The sequence below is a fragment of the Burkholderiales bacterium genome, from assembly GCA_015075645.1.
Taxonomy (GTDB): Bacteria; Pseudomonadota; Gammaproteobacteria; order Burkholderiales; family Casimicrobiaceae; genus VBCG01.
Window position 1 is genome coordinate 522,616 of record JABTUF010000003.1, and the last position, 18,398, is coordinate 541,013.

Sequence of the window (18,398 nt, forward strand, 5' to 3'; positions counted from 1 at the left end):
CGATGAACCTGCGCAAGCGCCTCGAGCGCGAGGACCCGGAGATCAACTTCATCCCGTTGATCGACGTGCTGCTCGTCATCCTGATCTTCCTGATGGTGACGACGACCTACCAGCGCTTCGCCGAGCTCCAGATCACCTTGCCCGAGGCCGACGCCAACCCGGTGAAGGAGCGGCCCCGCGAGATCAACGTCGGCATCGACGGACAGGGGCGCTACCTGATCGACAAGACGCTGTTCACCTGGACCAACGCCGCCGCGCTGGCGGACGAGCTGAAGCGGGCGGCGGGCGGCGCGAAGGAACCGGTGATCGTCATCAGCGCCGACGCGTCCGCGACCCACCAGTCGGTGATCAACGTGATGGAAGCCGCGCGGCAGGCCGGGCTCGTGCACATCACGTTCGCGACGCAGTCCGCCGGCGCGCGCAAGTAGCGGGCCCGCCGGCCGCGACGCGATGGCGTTCGCCGACCGCGTCGTGTCGTCCTGGTACGCCCCGCGCGCGACGCCGCTCGCGCTCGCGCTCTCTCCGTTGGCTGCCGTCTACCGCATCGTGGTGGCGGTGCGGCGCGGACTCTATGCATCGGGGGCGCTGCGCGCGGAGCGCCTGCCGGTCCCGGTCGTCGTGGTCGGCAACCTGACGGCGGGCGGATCGGGCAAGACACCGCTCTCGATCGCCATCGCCGAGGCGCTCGCCGATCGCGGCTGGCATCCGGGCCTCGTGAGTCGCGGCCACGGCCGCGAGGGGAGCGAGCCGCGGATGGTGTCCGCCGGCGACGATCCGGTCGACGTCGGCGATGAACCGCTGCTCCTCGCGGCGAGCGGCCGTCCGGTCGCGGTCGGCGCCCGGCGGGCCGACGCCGCGCGGCTGCTGCTCGCGCGCGAGCCATCCTGCGATGTCGTGGTCGCCGACGACGGGTTGCAGCACCTCGCGCTCGCGCGCGACGTGGAGATCGTGGCCATCGACGCGTCGCGTGGCTTCGGAAACGGCCGCATGCTGCCCGCGGGCCCGCTGCGCGAGCCGGCGTCGCGGCTCGCCGAGGTCGACGCGGTCGTGCGGCTGGTCGATGCGGCGGCGTGGCGCGCCACCGGCGATGCGCGCGAGAGCCTGATGGCGCACGAGCCCCTGGGCTGGCGCAACCTGGCCGATCCCACGCGCACGGAGCCGGCGGCCTCGTTCCGGCCGGAGGCGGCGTGGGCGATCGCGGGCACCGCGCACCCGGCGCGCTTCTTCGCGCTCGTCGCCGCGCTCGGCGTCGCCGCGCGGACCCGCGCCTTTCCCGACCACCACCGGTTCTCCGCCGCCGACCTCGAACTGCCGGGGGCGCAGGCGATCCTGATGACCGCGAAGGACGCGGTAAAATGCATGCGATTCGCCGACCCGCGATGTTGGGCGCTCGACATCCGGGCGCGCATCGACCCCTCGCTCGTCGACCGCATCGAGGAGATCCTCCGTGGACGCCAAGCTGCTTGACATCCTCGTTTGCCCAGTGACCAAGGGCCCGCTCGTCTTCGATCGGACGAAGCAGGAACTCGTCTCGAGATCCGCCGGGCTCGCCTATCCGATCCGCGACGGCATCCCGGTGATGCTCGAGGACGAGGCGCGCAGGCTCACCCCGGAGGAGATCGAGAAGCTCCGTGAAGCGTGACGCCGAGCCCGCACGCGTCGCCGCCGGCGTGACGGCGCGTGTCGATCGTGGGACCGGCTCCGGTTCCTGCCGCGCGGTACGCCGCATCGAAGGCTCGAGCGCGGCGTGTTCACGGTCCTGATCCCGGCGCGCTACGCGTCGACCCGGCTGCCCGGCAAGCCGCTCGCCGACATCGCCGGACGTCCGATGGTGGTGCGCGTCGCGGAGCGCGCGCGCGCGAGCGGTGCCGCGCGCGTGGTCGTCGCGACCGACGACGAACGCGTGAAGCGCGCCTGCGAGGCGCACGGCGTCGAGGCGCTGCTGACGCGCGCCGACCACCCGACCGGCACCGACCGGCTCGCGGAAGCTGCCGCCCTGCTCGAACTGCCGGCCGAAGCGATCGTCGTCAACGTGCAGGGCGACGAACCGCTGCTCGCGCCCGCGCTGATCGAGCGCATGGCGCGCCTGCTCGCGCGTCACGGCGACGCGTCGATCGCCACCGCGTGCCATGCGATCGACGACCCGTCCGAGGCGTTCAACCCGAACGTGGTGAAGGTGGTGCGCGACGCGCACGGCTACGCGCTGTACTTCAGCCGCGCGACGATCCCCTGGGCGCGCGACGCGTTCGCCGCCGATCGCGCGAGCCTGCCTCCGGGCCTGCCGATCTTCCGCCACTACGGCCTCTACGCGTACCGCGTCGCGTTCCTCCAGCGCTATCCGACGCTGCCGCCCGCGCCGATCGAGCGCTTCGAAGCGCTCGAGCAGTTGCGCGCGCTGTGGCACGGGCACCGGATCATCGTCGACGTGACCGACGGCACGCCGGCACCCGGTGTCGACACGCCCGAAGACCTCGAGCGCGTGCGCGCGATCTACGCGGGTGCCGGCCCCGTTCGCGCGCCGGGCTGAGCCGGACCTTCGCCCGACCACGTCGGCGGGATCGTGGTCCCGCTGGCGATTGACCGTCCGCGCCGGTTGCGGAGACAATCGACGCGGCCGCGCGATACGGGATTCCGCGCGAACGCCGGCCTTCCTCCCGACGCCACGACCATGAGACTGATCCTGCTCGGACCGCCGGGTGCCGGCAAGGGAACCCAGGCCGCCTTCATCAAGGAGCGGTACGCCATCCCGCAGATCTCGACCGGCGACATGCTGCGCGCCGCGGTGAAGGCGGGGACCTCGCTCGGCGTCGCGGCGAAGCAGGTGATGGACGCGGGTGGACTCGTGTCCGACGACATCATCGTCGGACTCGTGCTCGAGCGCCTGCGCGCGCCGGACTGCGCGAACGGCTACCTGTTCGACGGCTTCCCGCGCACGATTCCGCAGGCGGAGGCGATGCGCGGCGCGGGCGTCGCGATCGAGGTCGTGCTCGAGATCGACGTGCCCGACGCGGCCATCGTGGAGCGCATGGGCGGGCGGCGCGTCCACCTCGCGTCGGGCCGCACCTACCACGTCCGGTTCAATCCGCCGAAGGTCGCCGGCCGCGACGACGCGACCGGCGAGGCGCTGATCCAGCGCGACGACGACCGCGAGGAGACGGTGCGCAAGCGCCTCGACGTCTACCACGCGCAGACCAGGCCGCTGCTGGCGTTCTACGCGCGCTGGGCCGCGACCGGAGATCCGCGCGCGCCGCGCTACCGGAAGGTGGACGGCATGGGCGGCGTCGAGGAGATCCGCGACGCCTGCTTCGCGGCGCTCGCGTCCTGATCCGCGCGGGCGCTCCGGCGGCGCCGATCCCGTGAGCGCTCCCCTGATCAGCGTCGTCGTGCGGAGCATGGATCCGCCGACGCTGCCGCGCGCGCTCGCGTCGGTGGCGCTGCAGGACCATCCGGCGATCGAGGTCGTGCTGGTCGCCGCGTGCGGACCGTCGCACCGGCCGATCGACGCGTCCGCCTATCCGTTCCGACTCGCAGTCGTCGTGCGCGACGGCCCGCTCATGCGTCCGGCGGCGGCGAACGCGGGCATCGAAGCCGCGAGCGGCGAGTACGTCACGATGCTCGACCACGACGATGAGTTCCTCGCCGGCCACCTGTCCGCGCTCGCCGCCGCGCTCGACGCCGATCCGCTCGCCGGTGCGGCCTACTCGGGCTTCGAGGTCGCCGAAGCGGGCGAACTGTTCACGAAGGTCGGCCGCCCGTTCCACCGCCTCGCGCTCTTCGAGAAGTCGTACATCCACCATTCGGCGCTCCTCTACCGTCGCTCCCTGCTCGACACCGGCATCCGCTACGACGGCGCGCTCGACATCCACGACGACTGGGACTTCGTGCTCCAGCTCTGCGAGCGGACGCGCTTTGCCTACGTCGAGCGCACCTCGTTCCGCTGGCATGCGGACACCGGCACCTCGGGCGGCGGCGGCGCCGGCAACTTCGACGCCGACAAGTACCAACGCCAGCGTCGCTACGTGCTCGACAAGTGGGCCGCGGTCCGCGAGCGGCATGCGGCGCGCTTCGCCGAGGGCATGGCGCGCGCGAGCGCGCAGGCGGGCGCGAACGACATCGCCGGCGCCGAGGCGACGCTTCGTGCGCTCGCCGCCGATGCGGCCGAGGATCCCGACATCCTGAACCTGCAGGCGATGCTGCGCGCCCGCGCCGGCGACGCGCGCGAGGCCGCCATGCTGATGGAGCGGGCGGTGCGCGCCCGGCCTGACGACCCGAATCTGTGGTTCAACAGCGGCATCGCCTGCGCCGGAGCGTCGATGCCGCGGGCGGCGCGACGCTGCTTCGAGCGCGCGCTCGAACTCGCGCCCGACCAGAGGGGAGCGCGCGCTTGGCTCGCGCGCCTCGCGAAGGAGGCGGGGGACGCGCGCTAGAATCGCCGGATCGCCTGTCGCGGGCGCCGATCCCCGGGAAGTCCTGACGTCATGCCCAAGCGCAACGCCTTCTATGCCCAGTCCGGCGGCGTCACCGCCGTGATCAACGCCTCCGCCGCGGGCGTCATCGAGACCGCGCGCAGGCACCGCACGAAGATCGGCAAGGTCTACGCCGGCCGCAACGGGATCATCGGCGCGCTGACCGAGGACCTGATCGACACGTCGAAGGAACCGGCGGCGTCGATCCGCGCGCTCAAGCACACGCCGTCGGGCGCGTTCGGCTCCTGCCGCTACAAGCTGAAGAGCCTCGACGAGTCGCGCGCGCAGTACGAGCGCCTGATCGAGGTGTTCCGCGCGCACGACATCGGCTTCTTCTTCTACAACGGCGGCAACGACTCGGCCGACACCTGCCTCAAGGTCTCGCAGATCGCGGGCTCGCTCGGCTATCCGCTGCAGGCGATCCACGTGCCGAAGACGGTCGACAACGACCTCGCGGTCACCGACAACTGCCCGGGCTTCGGCTCGGTCGCGAAGTACGTCGCGACGTCGATGCGCGAGGCCGCGTTCGACGTCGCGTCGATGGCGAAGACCTCGACCAAGGTCTTCGTGCTCGAGGTGATGGGGCGCCACGCGGGCTGGATCACCTCCGCCGTCGGGATGGCCGGCGACGACGAGACGCCGATTCCGCTCGTGCTCCTGTTTCCCGAGATCCCCTACGACGAGGCGGCGTTCCTCGCCGCCGTCGACGCGAACACGAAGGAGCACGGTTACTGCTGCATCGGCGTGTCGGAGGGCCTCGCCGACGCGGGCGGGCGGCTCCTCGCCGAGGCGGGCACGAAGGACGCGTTCGGCCATGCGCAACTGGGCGGCGTCGGTCCGCTCATCGCCGCGCGCGTGAAGGAGAAGCTCGGCTACAAGTTCCACTGGGCGGTCGCCGACTACCTGCAGCGCGCGGCGCGCCACCTGGCGTCGAAGACCGACCTCGACCAGAGCTACGCGGTCGGCCGCGCCGCGGTCGAGTACGCGCTCGCGGGGAAGAACGCGGTGATGCCGGCGATCGCGCGCGTGTCCGACCGGCCGTACCGCTGGAAGATCGTCGAGGCGCCGCTCACCGCGGTCGCGAACGTCGAGAAGAAACTGCCGCGCGACTTCATCTCGAAGGACGGCTACGGCATCACGGCGAAGGCGCGCGCCTACCTCGCGCCGCTCATCCGGGGCGAGGCGCCGCCGCCGTTCAGGGACGGCCTGCCGCGCTACGTGCGATTGAAGAACGCGCCGGTCGCGAGGAAACTCGCGGGCGGGTTCAAGGTGTGACGCGGGCCCGGGTGCGCGGTTTCGTTCCCGCGGGGACCGCGTACGACGGACGAAGGCCGGCCCTGCGGCTGCGCCTGACCCGTCGGAGACCCGTCACCCGCGCGATGCGCCGGTGATCGACGACACGAAAGGAGTCGCATCGCATGTCCCGTGCCATCGACTACTACCTCGCGACCAATTCGCCCTGGGCCTACCTCGGGCACGAACGCTTCGTCGCGCTCGCGGCGGCGCACGGCGCGTCGATCGACCTCGTTCCGGTGGATCTCGCCCGGGTCTTCCCGGTCTCGGGCGGCTTGCCGCTCGCCAAGCGCGCGCCGCAGCGGCAGGAGTACCGGCTGGTCGAACTCCGGCGCTGGAGCGAGTACCTCGGCATCCCGATCCACCTGGAGCCGAAATACCTGGCCGCACCGGCGGATGTCGGCGCACGGTGGGTGCTGGCGGCGCTGGAACAGGGGATCGACGCCGGGCTCGCGATGGCCGGCGGCGTGATGCGCGCACGCTGGGCCGAGGAGGCGGACACCGCTGATCCGGCCGCGCTGGGCGGGATCGCGCGGCGTGCCGGTCTCGATGCAACCGCACTCGCGGCACTGGCGCAAAGTCCCGGGATCCAGGCGAAGTTCGATGCCAACACCGAGCGGGCGATCGAGGCCCGGGTGTTCGGCTCCCCCTGGTACGTCTACCGGGGCGAACCGTTCTGGGGGCAGGACCGGTTGGACTTCCTGGCCCGCGCTCTGGCAAAATAGCGTGTTTGGCCCGCGGCCGGCGCGATCGAGAAGCCGGTCCGGGACGGGGAATCCGCGGATTCCGGGGTGCGCGCATCGGCGTGTCCCGGGCGCGCGCGGGCGACGGGCGCAGACGCGCGCTTCCGCCCGGCCACCGCTCACGTTTCGCATCACTGGGAGAAGCAAGCATGTCCACCGCGCTCGTCTTCGCGCTCGTCTGCGCGATCGCGGCCATCGCCTACGGCGCCTGGTCGATCAACTGGATCCTGGCCAAGCCGGCCGGCAACGCCCGCATGCAGGAGATCGCGGCGGCCGTGCAGGCGGGCGCCAAGGCCTACCTCAACCGCCAGTACACGACGATCGGCATCGTCGGCGTCATCCTGTTCGTCGTGATCGGCGTGTTCCTGTCGTGGATGACCGCGGCGGGCTTCGCGGTCGGCGCGATCCTGTCGGGCCTCGCCGGCTACATCGGCATGAACGTCTCGGTGCGCTCGAACGTGCGCACGGCCGAGGCGGCGCGCACCGGCCTCAATGAGGCGCTCGCGGTCGCGTTCCGCGGCGGCGCGATCACCGGCATGCTGGTCGTGGGCCTCGGCCTCCTCGGCGTCGCCGGGTTCTACTGGTTCCTCGTGAACTCCGCGCACCACGCGCCGAACCTGATGCGCGAGGGCCTGCACCACGCGATCGAGCCGCTCGTCGGCCTCGCGTTCGGCGGCTCGCTCATCTCGATCTTCGCGCGTCTGGGCGGCGGCATCTTCACCAAGGGCGCCGACGTCGGCGCCGACCTCGTCGGCAAGGTCGAGGCGGGCATCCCCGAGGACGATCCGCGCAACCCGGCGGTGATCGCGGACAACGTCGGCGACAACGTCGGCGACTGCGCCGGCATGGCGGCGGACCTGTTCGAGACCTATGCGGTGACCATCGTCGCGACGATGCTGCTCGGCGCGCTGATGCTGCCGACGGTGGCCGAGGCGGCGGTGACCTACCCGCTCGCGCTCGGCGGCTTCTCGATCCTCGCGTCGATCGTCGGCTGCTTCTTCGTGAAGTCGACCGACGGCAAGATCATGAAGGCCCTCTACAAGGGCCTGATCGTCGCCGGCGTCATCTCCGCGGCGGGGTTCTGGTTCATCACGCAGTGGATGATGACCGGCGTCGCCGCCGTCGATCCGTCGCTCACGCCGATGCGCCTGTGGGTCGCCACGCTGATCGGCCTCGCGCTGACCGCGGCGATGGTGGTGATCACCGAGTACTACACCGGCACCGACTACTCGCCGGTCAAGCACGTCGCGGAAGCCTCGACCACCGGCCACGCGACCAACATCATCGCGGGCCTGGGCGTGTCGATGAAGTCGACCGCCTGGCCGGTCATCGCCGTGTGCGTCGCGATCCTCGCGTCGTACTGGTGCGCCGGACTCTACGGCATCGCGGTCGCCGCGACGTCGATGCTGTCGATGGCGGGGATCATCGTCGCGCTCGACGCCTACGGCCCGATCACCGACAACGCCGGCGGCATCGCCGAGATGAGCGAATTGCCCGACAGCGTGCGCGCGGTCACCGATCCGCTCGACGCGGTCGGCAATACGACCAAGGCGGTGACCAAGGGCTACGCGATCGGCTCGGCGGGGCTCGCCGCACTGGTGCTCTTCGCCGACTACACGCACGCGCTCGAGCGCTTCTCGATCTCGACCGCGTTCGACCTGTCGAACCCGAAGGTCATCGTCGGTCTGTTCATCGGCGGCCTCATCCCCTACCTCTTCGGCGCGATGGCGATGGAAGCGGTGGGGCGCGCGGCCGGTGCGGTGGTGCTCGAGGTCCGGCGCCAGTTCCGCGAGATCAAGGGCATCATGGAAGGGAAGGCGAAGCCCGAGTACGGCGCGGCGGTCGACATGCTGACCAAGGCCGCGATCAAGGAGATGATCGTCCCGTCGATCCTGCCGGTCGTCGTGCCGGTCATCGTCGGCCTCGCGCTCGGGCCGCAGGCGCTCGGCGGTCTCCTGATGGGCACGATCGTCACCGGCATCTTCGTCGCGATCTCGATGACGACCGGCGGCGGCGCGTGGGACAACGCGAAGAAGTACATCGAGGACGGCCACCACGGCGGCAAGGGCAGCGACGCGCACAAGGCGGCGGTGACCGGCGACACCGTCGGCGACCCGTACAAGGACACCGCGGGCCCCGCGGTGAACCCGCTGATCAAGATCATCAACATCGTCGCGCTGATGATCGTGCCGCTGCTCGGCGCCTGGGGCATCGGCAAGGTCGCCACGGCCACGCCGGCCGCACCGGCGGCGCAGTCCGCGCCGGTGGCCGTCGTCGCGGTCGACGTCATCAAGATCTACTTCGATTCCGGCAAGGCGGAGCTTCCCGCCGACGCCGGGGCGAAGCTCGCGTCCGCGATCGAGAAGGCGAAGGCGAGCGCGGGGTCGAAGGTGACGATCTCCGGCTACCACGACGCGACCGGCAATCTCGAGCAGAACCAGGAACTCGCGAAGCAGCGCGCGCTCGCGGTCCGCGAGGCCATCAAGGTGGCCTCCGGCGCCGGCGACGACCGTTTCGACCTGAAGAAGCCCGAGATTTCGCAGGGCTCGGGTGCTTCGGACGCCGAGGCGCGCCGCGTGGAGGTTCGCGTCGACTGACGCGCCGGCCGATGCACCACGCCGACGAGACGGCAGCGGGCGACCGCTGCTGTACTCGTTTCGAGCCCCGGAAGCGCGCGAGCCGGCGCCGCGGCGGATCGGGGTCGGAAGGCGGCGCCGGAGGTGGTCGCATCCGGCGAGATCCCGCGAGCGCCGGATGAGCACGGTACGGCTGCGGCGCGACGACCTGTCGGTCGGCCTGCGCTTCCTCGCGGCGCTGCCGCGCTTCCTGCGCACGCCGATGACGCTCGCGGCGATGCAGGACGAAGTGCGGCAGCGCTTCGCGCGGCGCGAGCAGAACTTCCTCGATGCCGCAGCGCTGGCGCTGGCGATTCCCGGCTCGCCGTACGCGCGCCTCTTCGACCATGCCGGCATCGCGCCCGTCGACCTCGCGGCGTGGGTGCGTCACGACGGCGTCGAGGGCACGCTCGGACGGCTCTTCCGCGCCGGCGTGTATCTCGACTGCGACGAGTTCAAGGCGCGCGCGCCGGTCGTGCGCGGCAGCCTCAGCTTCACGGTCGATCCCGCGACGCTCGTGAACCCGCGCGCCGTCGTGCACGGGCTCGCGGAGACTTCGGGCAGCCGCGGCGCGCGCACGCCGGTCCCGATCGACCTCGCGTTCGTGCGCGACCACGCGGTGAACACCCACGTCACGCTCGACGCCCACGGCGGCCGCGACTGGGTCCACGCCCACCACGGCGCGCCGGGCAGCACCGCCGTGACCAACCCGCTCGAGTTCGCCAAAGGCGGGCGGCCGCCGGATCGCTGGTTCACGCCGACCCGGCTCGACGCCCCCGGGCTCGCCCCGCGCTATCGCTGGGGCGCGAAGGCGCTGCGCGCAGGCAGTCTCGCCGCCGGAGTCCCGCTGCCCCCTGCGACCCACGCGCCGTTCGACGACCCGTCGCCGGCGCTGCGCTGGATCGCCTCGGTGCTCGCGAGCGGCCGCACGCCGCACCTGTGGGGCTATGCGAGCACGGCGGTGCGGCTGTGCCAGGCAGCGGCGGAGGCGGGCGTCGACCTGCGCGGAACGCGGTTCACGATGGGCGGCGAACCGACGACCGCGGCGCGTCGCGCCGTCGTGGAGGCGGCGGGCGCCTTCGCGCTGCCGCGCATGGGCGCGACCGAGACCGACATCCTCGCCTACGCGTGCGCGCACTCGGGTGCCCCCGACGACATGCACTTCCTCGACGACCGCCACGCGCTGGTGCAACCCGGAGCGGGCGAGGAGGCGCCCGGCGTGCCGCACGGCGCGATGCTCGTCACCTCGCTCCTCGCGAGCGCGCCGCTGCGCCTCCTGAACGTCTGTCTCGGCGATCGCGCGATCGTGTCGACGTCCTCCTGCGGCTGCGGGCTCGAGCGCGACGGCTGGCGGACGCACGTGCGCGACGTGCGCTCGTTCGACAAGCTGACGGCGGGCGGCATCACCTTCCTCGACATCGACGTGATCCGCGTGCTCGAGGAGACGATGCCGGCGGCGTTCGGCGGCCGGCCGGGCGACTGGCAACTCGTCGAGCGCATGGACGGGGCGCTCGCGCGGCCGGACGTGGCGCTCGTCGTCGAGCCGTCGATCGGCCCGCTCGACGAGCCTCGCGTGATCGACGTGTTCCTCGACGCGATCGGCGGCGGGGAGGGCGGCGAGCGCGTGATGGAACTGCAGTGGCGCGAAGGAAACGTGCTGCGCATGGTGCGCGAGGCGCCGCGCCGCACCGCGACCGGCAAGGCGCCGCACATCTTCCACGAGCGGTGACCGCGGCGTACGCGGCATCCGCGGGTGCGGGAGCACGCGGGCGCGTGAGGCGGTGCGCCGGGTGCCGAACGGCCCACCGGGTTCGGTACACTTGCCGCGAGGAGGGGCCATGGATTTCACGCTCGATCCCGCGACCGACAGCCTGCGGCGGCGCGTGCGCGCGTTCGTCGACGAGAAGCTCGTTCCGCTCGAGGCGGATCGCGCGAACTACGACGAGCACGAGAACATTCGCGAGGACGTGCTCGCGCGAGTACGCGGCGAGACGCGTGCGGCGGGGCTGTGGGCGCTGCAGTCGCCGAAGGCGCGCGGCGGCGGCGGACTGCCGTTCGTCGGGATGGCGGCCTGCTACGAGGAGATGAACCGGTCGATCTTCGGTCCGGTCGCGTTCAACTGCGCGGCGCCCGACGACGGCAACATGATGGTGCTCGAGCGCGTGGCGAGCGACGCGCAGAAGGCGCGCTGGCTGCAGCCGATCATCGACGGCCAGGTACGCTCGTCGATCGTCATGACCGAGCCTCATCCGGGCGCGGGCTCCGATCCGTCGATGATGCGCACGACCGCCGAGCGGCGCGGCGACCGCTGGATCGTCCACGGCCGCAAGTGGTTCATCACCGGCGCGGCCGCGGCGGAGCACTTCCTGTTGATCGCGCGCACCTCCGACGACGCGCGCCGGGGGCTCACGGCGTTCATGTTCCACCGCGACCAGCCCGGCTGGCGCCTCGTGCGCCGGATTCCGATCATGGGACCCGAGGAGCACGGCGGCCACGGAGAACTCGAGTTCGAAGGTCTCGAAATTCCCGACGAAAATCGCCTGCTCGGCGTCGGCGACGGCCTCAAGGTGGCGCAGATCCGGCTCGGTCCCGCGCGGCTCACGCATTGCATGCGCTGGCTCGGCCTCGCGCGCCGCAGTCTCGAGGTGGCGAGCGGCTACATCGGCGAGCGGATGAGCGGCGGGTCGCGGCTCGCCGACCGCGAGTCGGTGCAACTCTTGATGGGCGACGCGGCGATGCAGATCCGCATCGGGCGCCTGCTCGTCATGCAGGCGGCGGCGAGACTCGACGCGGGCGGCATGGCGCGCACCGAGTTGTCGATGGCGAAGGTGCAGGTCGCCGATGCGCTGCACCGCGCCGTCGACACCGCGATCCAGCTCTGCGGCGGGCTCGGCTACTCGAAGGACACGCTGCTCGAATGGATCTACCGCTACGCGCGGCAGGCGCGCCTCGTCGACGGCGCCTCCGAGGTGCACCGGATGGTGGTGGCGCGCCGACTCTCTGAAGCCCCGGACGCGTTCTTCGACTGGAACCACGTCGATCGCCCGAAGCGATCGCCGGGCGGGTGAGCGGCGCCGCGGACGTCGCGCGCGCCGCCGGTTTCGACGCGGCACGGCTCGACGCGTTCCTGCGCGGCGCGGTGCCGGGCGTCCACGGCCCGATGCGCCTCGCGCGCGTCGCCGGCGGCCAGTCGAACCCGACGTTCTTCGTCGACTACGACGACGTGGCGCTCGTGCTGCGCAAGCAGCCGCCCGGCGCGTTGCTGCCCTCCGCGCACGCGGTCGACCGCGAGGCGCGCGTGATGCGCTCGCTCGCGGACTCCGGCGTGCCGGTGCCGCGCGTCGTGCTGTTCCATCCGGGTCGCGACGTCGTCGGCACGCCGTTCGTGCTGATGGAGAAGGTCGCGGGGCGAGTCTTCGCCGCGCACGCGCTGCCCGGACTTGCTCCCGACGAGCGCTCCGCGATGTACCGCTCGATGGCCTCGACGCTCGCCGCGCTGCACCGCGTCGATCCTGCGCGCGTCGGGCTCGCCGACTACGGGCGGCCGGGCAATTACTTCGCGCGCCAGGTCGCGCGCTGGTCGAAGCAGTGGGAGGGGTCGCGCACGCGCGAGAATCCGGCGCTCGATCGGCTGATCGGGTGGCTGCCCGGCCACATCCCCGACGGCGAGGAGACGGCGATCTGTCACGGCGACTACCGGATCGGCAACCTGATGTTCGAACCGGTCGAGCCGCGCGTGGTCGCGGTGCTCGACTGGGAGCTCTCGACGCTCGGCCATCCGCTCGCCGACCTGGGATTCAACGCGATGGCCTGGCACACGCGGCCCGGCGAGTACGGCGGCCTCCGCGGGCTCGATCTCGACGCGCTCGGCATTCCGCCGCTCGACGGCTACGTCGCGGAGTACCTCCGCGCAGCCGGCCGCGACGATGGCATCGCGCCGTTCCACGTCGCGTTCGCGCTGTTCCGGTTCGCGGTGATCTTCGAGGGCATCGCCGCGCGCGCGGCCGCGGGCAACGCCGCATCCGACGACGCGGCGGAGACCGGGAGGCTCGCCTCGGCATTCGCGCTACGCGCGGCGGAACTCGTCGGCGCCTGAATCGGGCCGCGGACCCGACGCGTGCCCCTGCATCGCCACGTAGAATCTTCCTCCATGTTCCGCACGCGCCGCTGGATCGTCGTACTCGCCATCGCGCTCGCGGCGGGGCCGGCTGCCGCGCAACGGCCGCCGGAAGGCGCGAGCGGCTGGTCCGCGAAGCCGCCGGTCCATGCGCAGCATTTCATGGCAGCGACCGCGAATCCGCACGCGACCGACGCGGCGTATGCGATGCTCGCTCGCGGTGGCTCTGCGGTCGACGCCGCGATCGCCGCGCAACTGGTGCTCGGGCTCGTCGAGCCGCAGTCGTCGGGGCTGGGTGGCGGTGCGTTCATGCTCGTTCACGACCCCCGCACCGGCCGGCTGCATGCGTACGACGGCCGCGAAACTGCGCCGGCAGCCGCGACGCCCGCACGCTTCCTGACGGCAGGCGGGTCGCCGGCGACGTTCGACGACGTCGTGGCGACCGGCATCTCGGTGGGCGTTCCCGGCCTCGCGCGCCTCCTCGAACTCGCGCATCGGAAGCACGGCCGGCTGCCCTGGGCGAGCCTCTTCGCGCCGGCGATCGCGCTCGCCGAAAATGGCTTCGTGGTGTCCCCGCGCCTTGCGAAGTTGGTCGCGGCGGACCGCCACCTCGCGGGCAGCGCCCGCGCGGCCGCGTACTTCTTCGACGCCGCGGGCCGGCCGCTCGCCGCGGGCACGTTGCTCGAGAATCCCGCCTATGCGGCCACGTTGCGCACGCTCGCGCGCGAAGGGGCCGACGCGTTCTACCGTGGAGCGATCGCCCGCGACATCGTGGCGACGGTGCATTCGCACCCGCGGCGGCCGGGCGACATGACGCTCGCCGATCTCGCGGCGTATCGGGCGATCGACCGTGAGCCGGTCTGCGGAACGTACCGCCGCCATCGCGTGTGCGGGATGCCGCCGCCGTCGTCCGGAGGCACGACGGTGCTCGCGATCCTCGGCATGCTCGAACCCTACGACCTCGCGGCGATGGGCGTCGAGTCCTTCTGGAGCGTCCACTTCGCGAGCGAGGCCGGAAGGCTCGCCTACGCGGATCGCAACGCGTTCATCGGCGATCCGGCGTTCGTCGACATGCCGTCGGGCATCGTCGATCCGGCCTACCTGCGCGAGCGCTCGCGGCTGATCCCGACGACGGGGAGCCTCGGCCGCGCGAAAGCCGGCGACCCGCCGCGCGATGCGCGGGTGCGCAAGGTCGCGCGCGCAGCGGCCGATGCGCTCGAACTGCCCTCCACGTCGCACCTGTCGATCGTCGATGCGCAGGGCGGCGCGGTGTCGATGACCACGACGATCGAGGACGGCTTCGGCTCGCGCCTGATGACCGAGGGCGGGTTCCTGCTCAACAATCAGCTCACCGATTTCTCGTTCGCGCCGCAGGTCGACGGTCGCGCCTTCGCCAACCGCGTCGAGCCCGGCAAGCGCCCGCGCTCGTCGATGGCGCCGACGATCGTCTACGATCCTTCGGGGCGCGTGCGCCTCGTCGTCGGCTCGCCGGGCGGATCGTCGATCATCAACTACGTCGCGAAGACGATCGTCGCGGTCCTCGACTGGGGTCTCGACCCGCAGGCCGCGGTCGCGCTGCCCAACGTCGGCAGCCGCAACGGCCCGACCGAACTCGAGGCCGGCACGAAGGCCGCGGGACTCGCGCCGAAGCTTCGCGCGATGGGGCACGAAGTCGCCGTGATCCCGATGACGAGCGGCACGCAGGCGATCGTCAGAACGCGCGAGGGCCTCGTCGGCGGAGCCGACCCGCGGCGCGAAGGCACGGTGCGTGGGCGCTGACGCGCCGCGCCGGAGCCCCATGGCGGCGCACCGTATCGTGATCGTCGGCGGCGGAGCGGGCGGACTGCCGCTCGCGTGTTCGCTCGGACGGAGCCTCGGCCGGCGCGCTCGCGCTGAGGTCACGCTCGTCGACCCGTTCCCGACGCACGTCTGGAAGCCGCTCCTCCACGAGGTCGCCGCCGGCCGCATGGACGCGGACCTGCACGGCGTCGACTACCCCGCGCTCGCGCACCGGCACGGCTTCCGCTTCCGGCAGGGCGCGATGACCGGCCTCGATCGCGCGGCGCGCACGATCCGCGTCGCGGCCGTCGTCGACGATGAAGGCGCGGAGATCCTGCCGGCCCGTGACCTCCGCTACGACACGCTGATCATCGCCGTCGGTTCCGAGTCGAACGACTTCGGCGTTCCCGGGGTCGCCGGGCACGCGATAGCGCTCGACACGCCGCCGCAGGCGGAACGCTTCCACCGCCGCCTGCTCGCGGCGTCGGTGCGCGCGGACGCGCGCAAGGCCGAAGGAGGCGAAGGACGCATCGACGTCGTGATCATCGGCGCGGGCGCCACCGGCGTCGAACTCGCCGCCGAGATCCGGCAGACGGCGCGCGAGCACGCGGCCTACGGCCTCGACCATCTCGAGCCGGACCGCGACCTCCGCATCGCGCTGGTCGAGGCGGCCCCGCGCATCCTGCCGCCGTTGTCTGCGGACATCGCGGATGCGGCGACGCGCCTGCTCGCCGAGCTCGGCGTGGACGTGCACACCGGCGAGCGCGTCGTCGAAGTGACGGACGCCGAGGTACGCACCGCGGGCGGCAGGCGCTTCCCCGCGGACCTCGTCGTGTGGGCGGCGGGCATCCGCGCCCCACGCTGGCTCGCGGAACTCGACGGCCTCGAGACCAACCGCGCCCATCAACTCGTCGTGCGCGAGACCCTGCAGGCGACGCGCGACGCCGATGTGTTCGCGTTCGGCGACTGCGCGGCCTGTCCGTGGCCGCGGCATGGGGAGGGCGCGATCCTGCCGCCGCGCGCGCAGGTCGCGCACCAGCAGGCGAACCTGCTCGCGAATGCGATGCGCGCGCGTCTCGAGGGCCGGCCGTTGCCGGAGTTCCGCTTCCGCGACTACGGCTCGCTCGTGTCGCTGGGCGAACTCTCCGCGGTCGGCACGCTGATGGGCGCGCTGATCGGCGGCAGCCTCGTCGTGCAGGGGCTCGTCGCGCGGGCGATGTACGCCTCGCTCTACAAGGCGCACCAGGTCGCGCTGCACGGGATCCCGCGAGTGATTCTCGATACGGCCGGCCGGTTCCTGCGCGGCGGCGTGGCACCGCGCGTCAAGCTGCACTGAGGCGCCCGAGGGTCCGCGCGGTTATACTCGGACGGCCCGTCATGACCCCCGAGCTCATCTCCGCGGTCGTCCTGCTGGTCCTCGTGCTCGATCCCTTCGGCAACGTGCCCCTCGTGGTCGCGGCGATGCGCGGCGTGCCCATCGAACGGCGCCGGCGGGTGATCGTGCGCGAGTGTGCGATCGCCTACGCGCTCCTCGTCGTGTTCCTGTACGGGGGCAAGGCCTTCCTGTCGCTGATGCACCTCACCCCCACCTCGATCGAGATCGCCGGCGGCGTCATCCTGTTCCTGATCGCGTTGCGGATGGTGTTCTCGCACCCGGACGGCGTGTTCGGCGACGCATCGACCTCCGAGCCGTTCATCGTCCCGCTCGCGATCCCCGCCATCGCCGGGCCGTCCGCGCTCGCGACGGTGATGCTGATGGCATCGCGTGGCCCCGGCACCATGCCGGCGATGGTCGCCGCCGTCACGATCGCGATGCTCGTGACGCTCGTCGTGCTCGCCGGCGCGGATCGCGTGCAGCGGGTGATCGGCGAACGCGGCGTGCTCGCGCTCGAGCGCCTGATGGGCCTCGTGTTGACCGCGCTCGCCGTGGAGATGCTCCTGTCCGGCGTGCGCACCTTCGTCGCAGCCTTGCCCCACTGACCCTCATGCCGCCTCCCGACACCCGTCCCGACCCGTACGCTTCGCAGGCCCGCGCGCTCGACGACGGCCGCGTCCCGTCCGGCGTCGCCGGCATGCGATCCCCGGCCCGTTCGCCGGAGGCGTCCGGCGTGTTCGCCGAGAGCTTCCTCGTCCATTTCCTGCGCGCCCCCGCGCTCGTCGGCGGCATCGTCCCGTCGTCGCGCGTGCTCGCGCGCGCGCTGTCGCGCCATGCGGCCGGCTTCGAGAGCATCGTCGAACTCGGCGCGGGCGCGGGCTCGGTGACGCGCTGGCTCGCGGTCGACCACCCGCGTGCGCGGCTCACGATCGTCGAGCGCGATGGCGCGATGGCCCGGCGCATCGTGCGGCGCTGGCCGCGCGCGCGCGTCGTGTCGGCCTGCGTGCACGAGCGTCCCGACGCGCTCCTCGCGCAGCCGCCGGGCTCGGTCGCCGTGTCGTCGCTGCCGTTCCGCTCGCTCCCCGAGGACCTCGTGCGGCCCACGGTGGCGGTGATCGAACGCTTCCTCCTCGACGATCCCGCCCGCCGGCTGGTGCAATACAGCTACGGCCTGAGGCCGCCGTTCGCGTTTTCCGCGCCGTCGATCGCCTGGCGGCGGGCGGAGCGGATCTGGCGCAACGTTCCGCCGGCGGTCGTGTGGATCGCCGATGCGGCGTCGCGGAGCGACCGGCGATGAGCAAGCCGTCGACGAGTTTTCCCGCGCCCATGGTCGACCGCGCGGCGGTGCCGGTCTGGGACTGGCCGGTGCGGGTGGTCCATTGGGCGATGGTGGTCTGCCTCGTCGGACTGGTGGTCACCGGGCTGCGCAAGGGCGACGCGATGGCCTGGCACATGCGCCTGGGCGAGGTGCTGCTCGCGCTGGTGCTGTTCCGCATCCTGTGGGGCTTCGCCGGGAGCGGCAACGCGCGCTTCGCGTCGTTCCTGCGCGGGCCGCGCGCGGCCGCCCGCTACGTGCGCTCTCGGCTGAAGCCGCCGCACGAGATCCACGTCACGCACAATCCGGTCGGCGGCTGGATGGTCGTCGCGCTGCTCGTCGCGATGCTCCTGCAGGCCACGCTCGGGCTCTACGCGAACGACGACGTGTTCTGGGACGGTCCGCTCGCGAAGACGGTCGCGAAGGAAACCTCCGACCTGCTGTCGTCGATCCACCGCCGCCTCGCGTGGGTCGTCGTCGGGCTGGCCGCGTTCCACATTCTCGCGGTGTTCGTCTACCTCGTCGCGTTCCGCGAGAACCTGATCCGCCCGATGTTCGTCGGCAGCAAGCGCCTGCCCGCGGGCTTCGGCACGCCGGAGGCGGCCCGCGCCTCGTCGGCGAAGGCGATCGCGCTCCTGATCCTGTGCGCCGCGGTCGTCTGGTGGATCGTGCGAACGACACCTTCGGCCGGCTGA

At 72.3% G+C, this 18,398-nt stretch carries 17 protein-coding genes; all 17 read left to right on the plus strand.

The annotated features are described in order from the left end of the window. The first annotated feature begins 2 nt into the window (after positions 1-2). The 17 genes from HS109_09415 to HS109_09495 all read left to right on the plus strand — a co-directional run bounded on the left by HS109_09415 (position 3) and on the right by HS109_09495 (position 18,398). A complete protein-coding gene (locus HS109_09415; protein ID MBE7522589.1) occupies positions 3-428 on the plus strand; it encodes a biopolymer transporter ExbD in 426 nt (141 codons plus the stop codon). 22 nt (positions 429-450) lie between these two features. Further along, positions 451-1,467, plus strand: coding sequence for a tetraacyldisaccharide 4'-kinase (locus tag HS109_09420; protein ID MBE7522590.1), 1,017 nt, complete (start codon positions 451-453; stop codon positions 1,465-1,467). Further along, positions 1,448-1,642, plus strand: a complete 195-nt coding sequence (locus HS109_09425) for a Trm112 family protein (protein MBE7522591.1) — start codon at positions 1,448-1,450, stop codon at positions 1,640-1,642. Before HS109_09420 ends, HS109_09425 begins: the two co-directional genes overlap by 20 nt. A 105-nt stretch (positions 1,643-1,747) precedes the next feature. Next, on the plus strand, positions 1,748-2,527 hold the full coding sequence (gene kdsB / locus HS109_09430; protein MBE7522592.1) for a 3-deoxy-manno-octulosonate cytidylyltransferase: 780 nt from the start codon (positions 1,748-1,750) through the stop codon (positions 2,525-2,527). Positions 2,528-2,668: 141 nt separating this feature from the next. Beyond that, entirely contained in the window at positions 2,669-3,325 is a 657-nt protein-coding gene (gene adk, locus HS109_09435) for an adenylate kinase (GenBank protein ID MBE7522593.1), read from the plus strand. 31 nt (positions 3,326-3,356) lie between these two features. Next, positions 3,357-4,427, plus strand: a complete 1,071-nt coding sequence (locus tag HS109_09440; GenBank protein ID MBE7522594.1) for a glycosyltransferase — start codon at positions 3,357-3,359, stop codon at positions 4,425-4,427. Between the two features lie 51 nt (positions 4,428-4,478). Next, the gene (locus HS109_09445) at positions 4,479-5,741 is read left to right on the plus strand and encodes a 6-phosphofructokinase (GenBank protein ID MBE7522595.1); all 1,263 of its coding nucleotides are present in this window, start codon (positions 4,479-4,481) and stop codon (positions 5,739-5,741) included. A gap of 143 nt (positions 5,742-5,884) precedes the next feature. Then, complete coding sequence (locus tag HS109_09450; protein ID MBE7522596.1) at positions 5,885-6,484, plus strand: 2-hydroxychromene-2-carboxylate isomerase; 600 nt, start codon at positions 5,885-5,887, stop codon at positions 6,482-6,484. A gap of 167 nt (positions 6,485-6,651) precedes the next feature. Further along, positions 6,652-9,099: a sodium-translocating pyrophosphatase gene (locus HS109_09455; GenBank protein MBE7522597.1), complete on the plus strand. Its 2,448-nt coding sequence runs from the start codon at positions 6,652-6,654 to the stop codon at positions 9,097-9,099. 157 nt (positions 9,100-9,256) lie between these two features. Next, positions 9,257-10,846 carry a hypothetical protein gene (locus HS109_09460; GenBank protein MBE7522598.1) on the plus strand — a complete coding sequence of 530 codons (1,590 nt, stop codon included), beginning with the start codon at positions 9,257-9,259 and terminating at the stop codon, positions 10,844-10,846. A gap of 109 nt (positions 10,847-10,955) precedes the next feature. Then, positions 10,956-12,185 (plus strand): acyl-CoA dehydrogenase family protein, encoded by a 1,230-nt coding sequence (locus tag HS109_09465; GenBank protein MBE7522599.1) that lies wholly within the window; start codon positions 10,956-10,958, stop codon positions 12,183-12,185. A gap of 92 nt (positions 12,186-12,277) precedes the next feature. After that, entirely contained in the window at positions 12,278-13,213 is a 936-nt protein-coding gene (locus tag HS109_09470) for a phosphotransferase family protein (protein MBE7522600.1), read from the plus strand. Positions 13,214-13,267: 54 nt separating this feature from the next. Further along, positions 13,268-15,013, plus strand: coding sequence for a gamma-glutamyltransferase (gene ggt, locus HS109_09475; protein MBE7522601.1), 1,746 nt, complete (start codon positions 13,268-13,270; stop codon positions 15,011-15,013). Between the two features lie 19 nt (positions 15,014-15,032). Next, positions 15,033-16,349 carry an NAD(P)/FAD-dependent oxidoreductase gene (locus HS109_09480; GenBank protein ID MBE7522602.1) on the plus strand — a complete coding sequence of 439 codons (1,317 nt, stop codon included), beginning with the start codon at positions 15,033-15,035 and terminating at the stop codon, positions 16,347-16,349. A gap of 41 nt (positions 16,350-16,390) precedes the next feature. Further along, positions 16,391-16,993, plus strand: coding sequence for a MarC family protein (locus tag HS109_09485; protein MBE7522603.1), 603 nt, complete (start codon positions 16,391-16,393; stop codon positions 16,991-16,993). Positions 16,994-16,998: 5 nt separating this feature from the next. Beyond that, positions 16,999-17,685, plus strand: a complete 687-nt coding sequence (locus tag HS109_09490; GenBank protein ID MBE7522604.1) for a hypothetical protein — start codon at positions 16,999-17,001, stop codon at positions 17,683-17,685. Next, on the plus strand, positions 17,682-18,398 hold the full coding sequence (locus HS109_09495; GenBank protein ID MBE7522605.1) for a cytochrome b/b6 domain-containing protein: 717 nt from the start codon (positions 17,682-17,684) through the stop codon (positions 18,396-18,398). Before HS109_09490 ends, HS109_09495 begins: the two co-directional genes overlap by 4 nt.

Excerpts from the sequence above, each read along its gene's own strand:
- HS109_09465 (MBE7522599.1), top strand. The coding sequence starts at position 10,956 with ATGGATTTCACGCTCGATCCCGCGACCGACAGCCTGCGGCGGCGCGTG.
- HS109_09480 (MBE7522602.1), top strand. The coding sequence starts at position 15,033 with ATGGCGGCGCACCGTATCGTGATCGTCGGCGGCGGAGCGGGCGGACTG.
- HS109_09460 (MBE7522598.1), top strand. The coding sequence starts at position 9,257 with ATGAGCACGGTACGGCTGCGGCGCGACGACCTGTCGGTCGGCCTGCGC.
- HS109_09415 (MBE7522589.1), top strand. The coding sequence starts at position 3 with ATGAACCTGCGCAAGCGCCTCGAGCGCGAGGACCCGGAGATCAACTTC.
- HS109_09490 (MBE7522604.1), top strand. The coding sequence starts at position 16,999 with ATGCCGCCTCCCGACACCCGTCCCGACCCGTACGCTTCGCAGGCCCGC.
- adk (MBE7522593.1), top strand. The coding sequence starts at position 2,669 with ATGAGACTGATCCTGCTCGGACCGCCGGGTGCCGGCAAGGGAACCCAG.
- HS109_09485 (MBE7522603.1), top strand. The coding sequence starts at position 16,391 with ATGACCCCCGAGCTCATCTCCGCGGTCGTCCTGCTGGTCCTCGTGCTC.
- HS109_09420 (MBE7522590.1), top strand. The coding sequence starts at position 451 with ATGGCGTTCGCCGACCGCGTCGTGTCGTCCTGGTACGCCCCGCGCGCG.
- HS109_09450 (MBE7522596.1), top strand. The coding sequence starts at position 5,885 with ATGTCCCGTGCCATCGACTACTACCTCGCGACCAATTCGCCCTGGGCC.
- HS109_09445 (MBE7522595.1), top strand. The coding sequence starts at position 4,479 with ATGCCCAAGCGCAACGCCTTCTATGCCCAGTCCGGCGGCGTCACCGCC.
- HS109_09470 (MBE7522600.1), top strand. The coding sequence starts at position 12,278 with ATGCGCCTCGCGCGCGTCGCCGGCGGCCAGTCGAACCCGACGTTCTTC.
- HS109_09495 (MBE7522605.1), top strand. The coding sequence starts at position 17,682 with ATGAGCAAGCCGTCGACGAGTTTTCCCGCGCCCATGGTCGACCGCGCG.
- HS109_09455 (MBE7522597.1), top strand. The coding sequence starts at position 6,652 with ATGTCCACCGCGCTCGTCTTCGCGCTCGTCTGCGCGATCGCGGCCATC.
- ggt (MBE7522601.1), top strand. The coding sequence starts at position 13,268 with ATGTTCCGCACGCGCCGCTGGATCGTCGTACTCGCCATCGCGCTCGCG.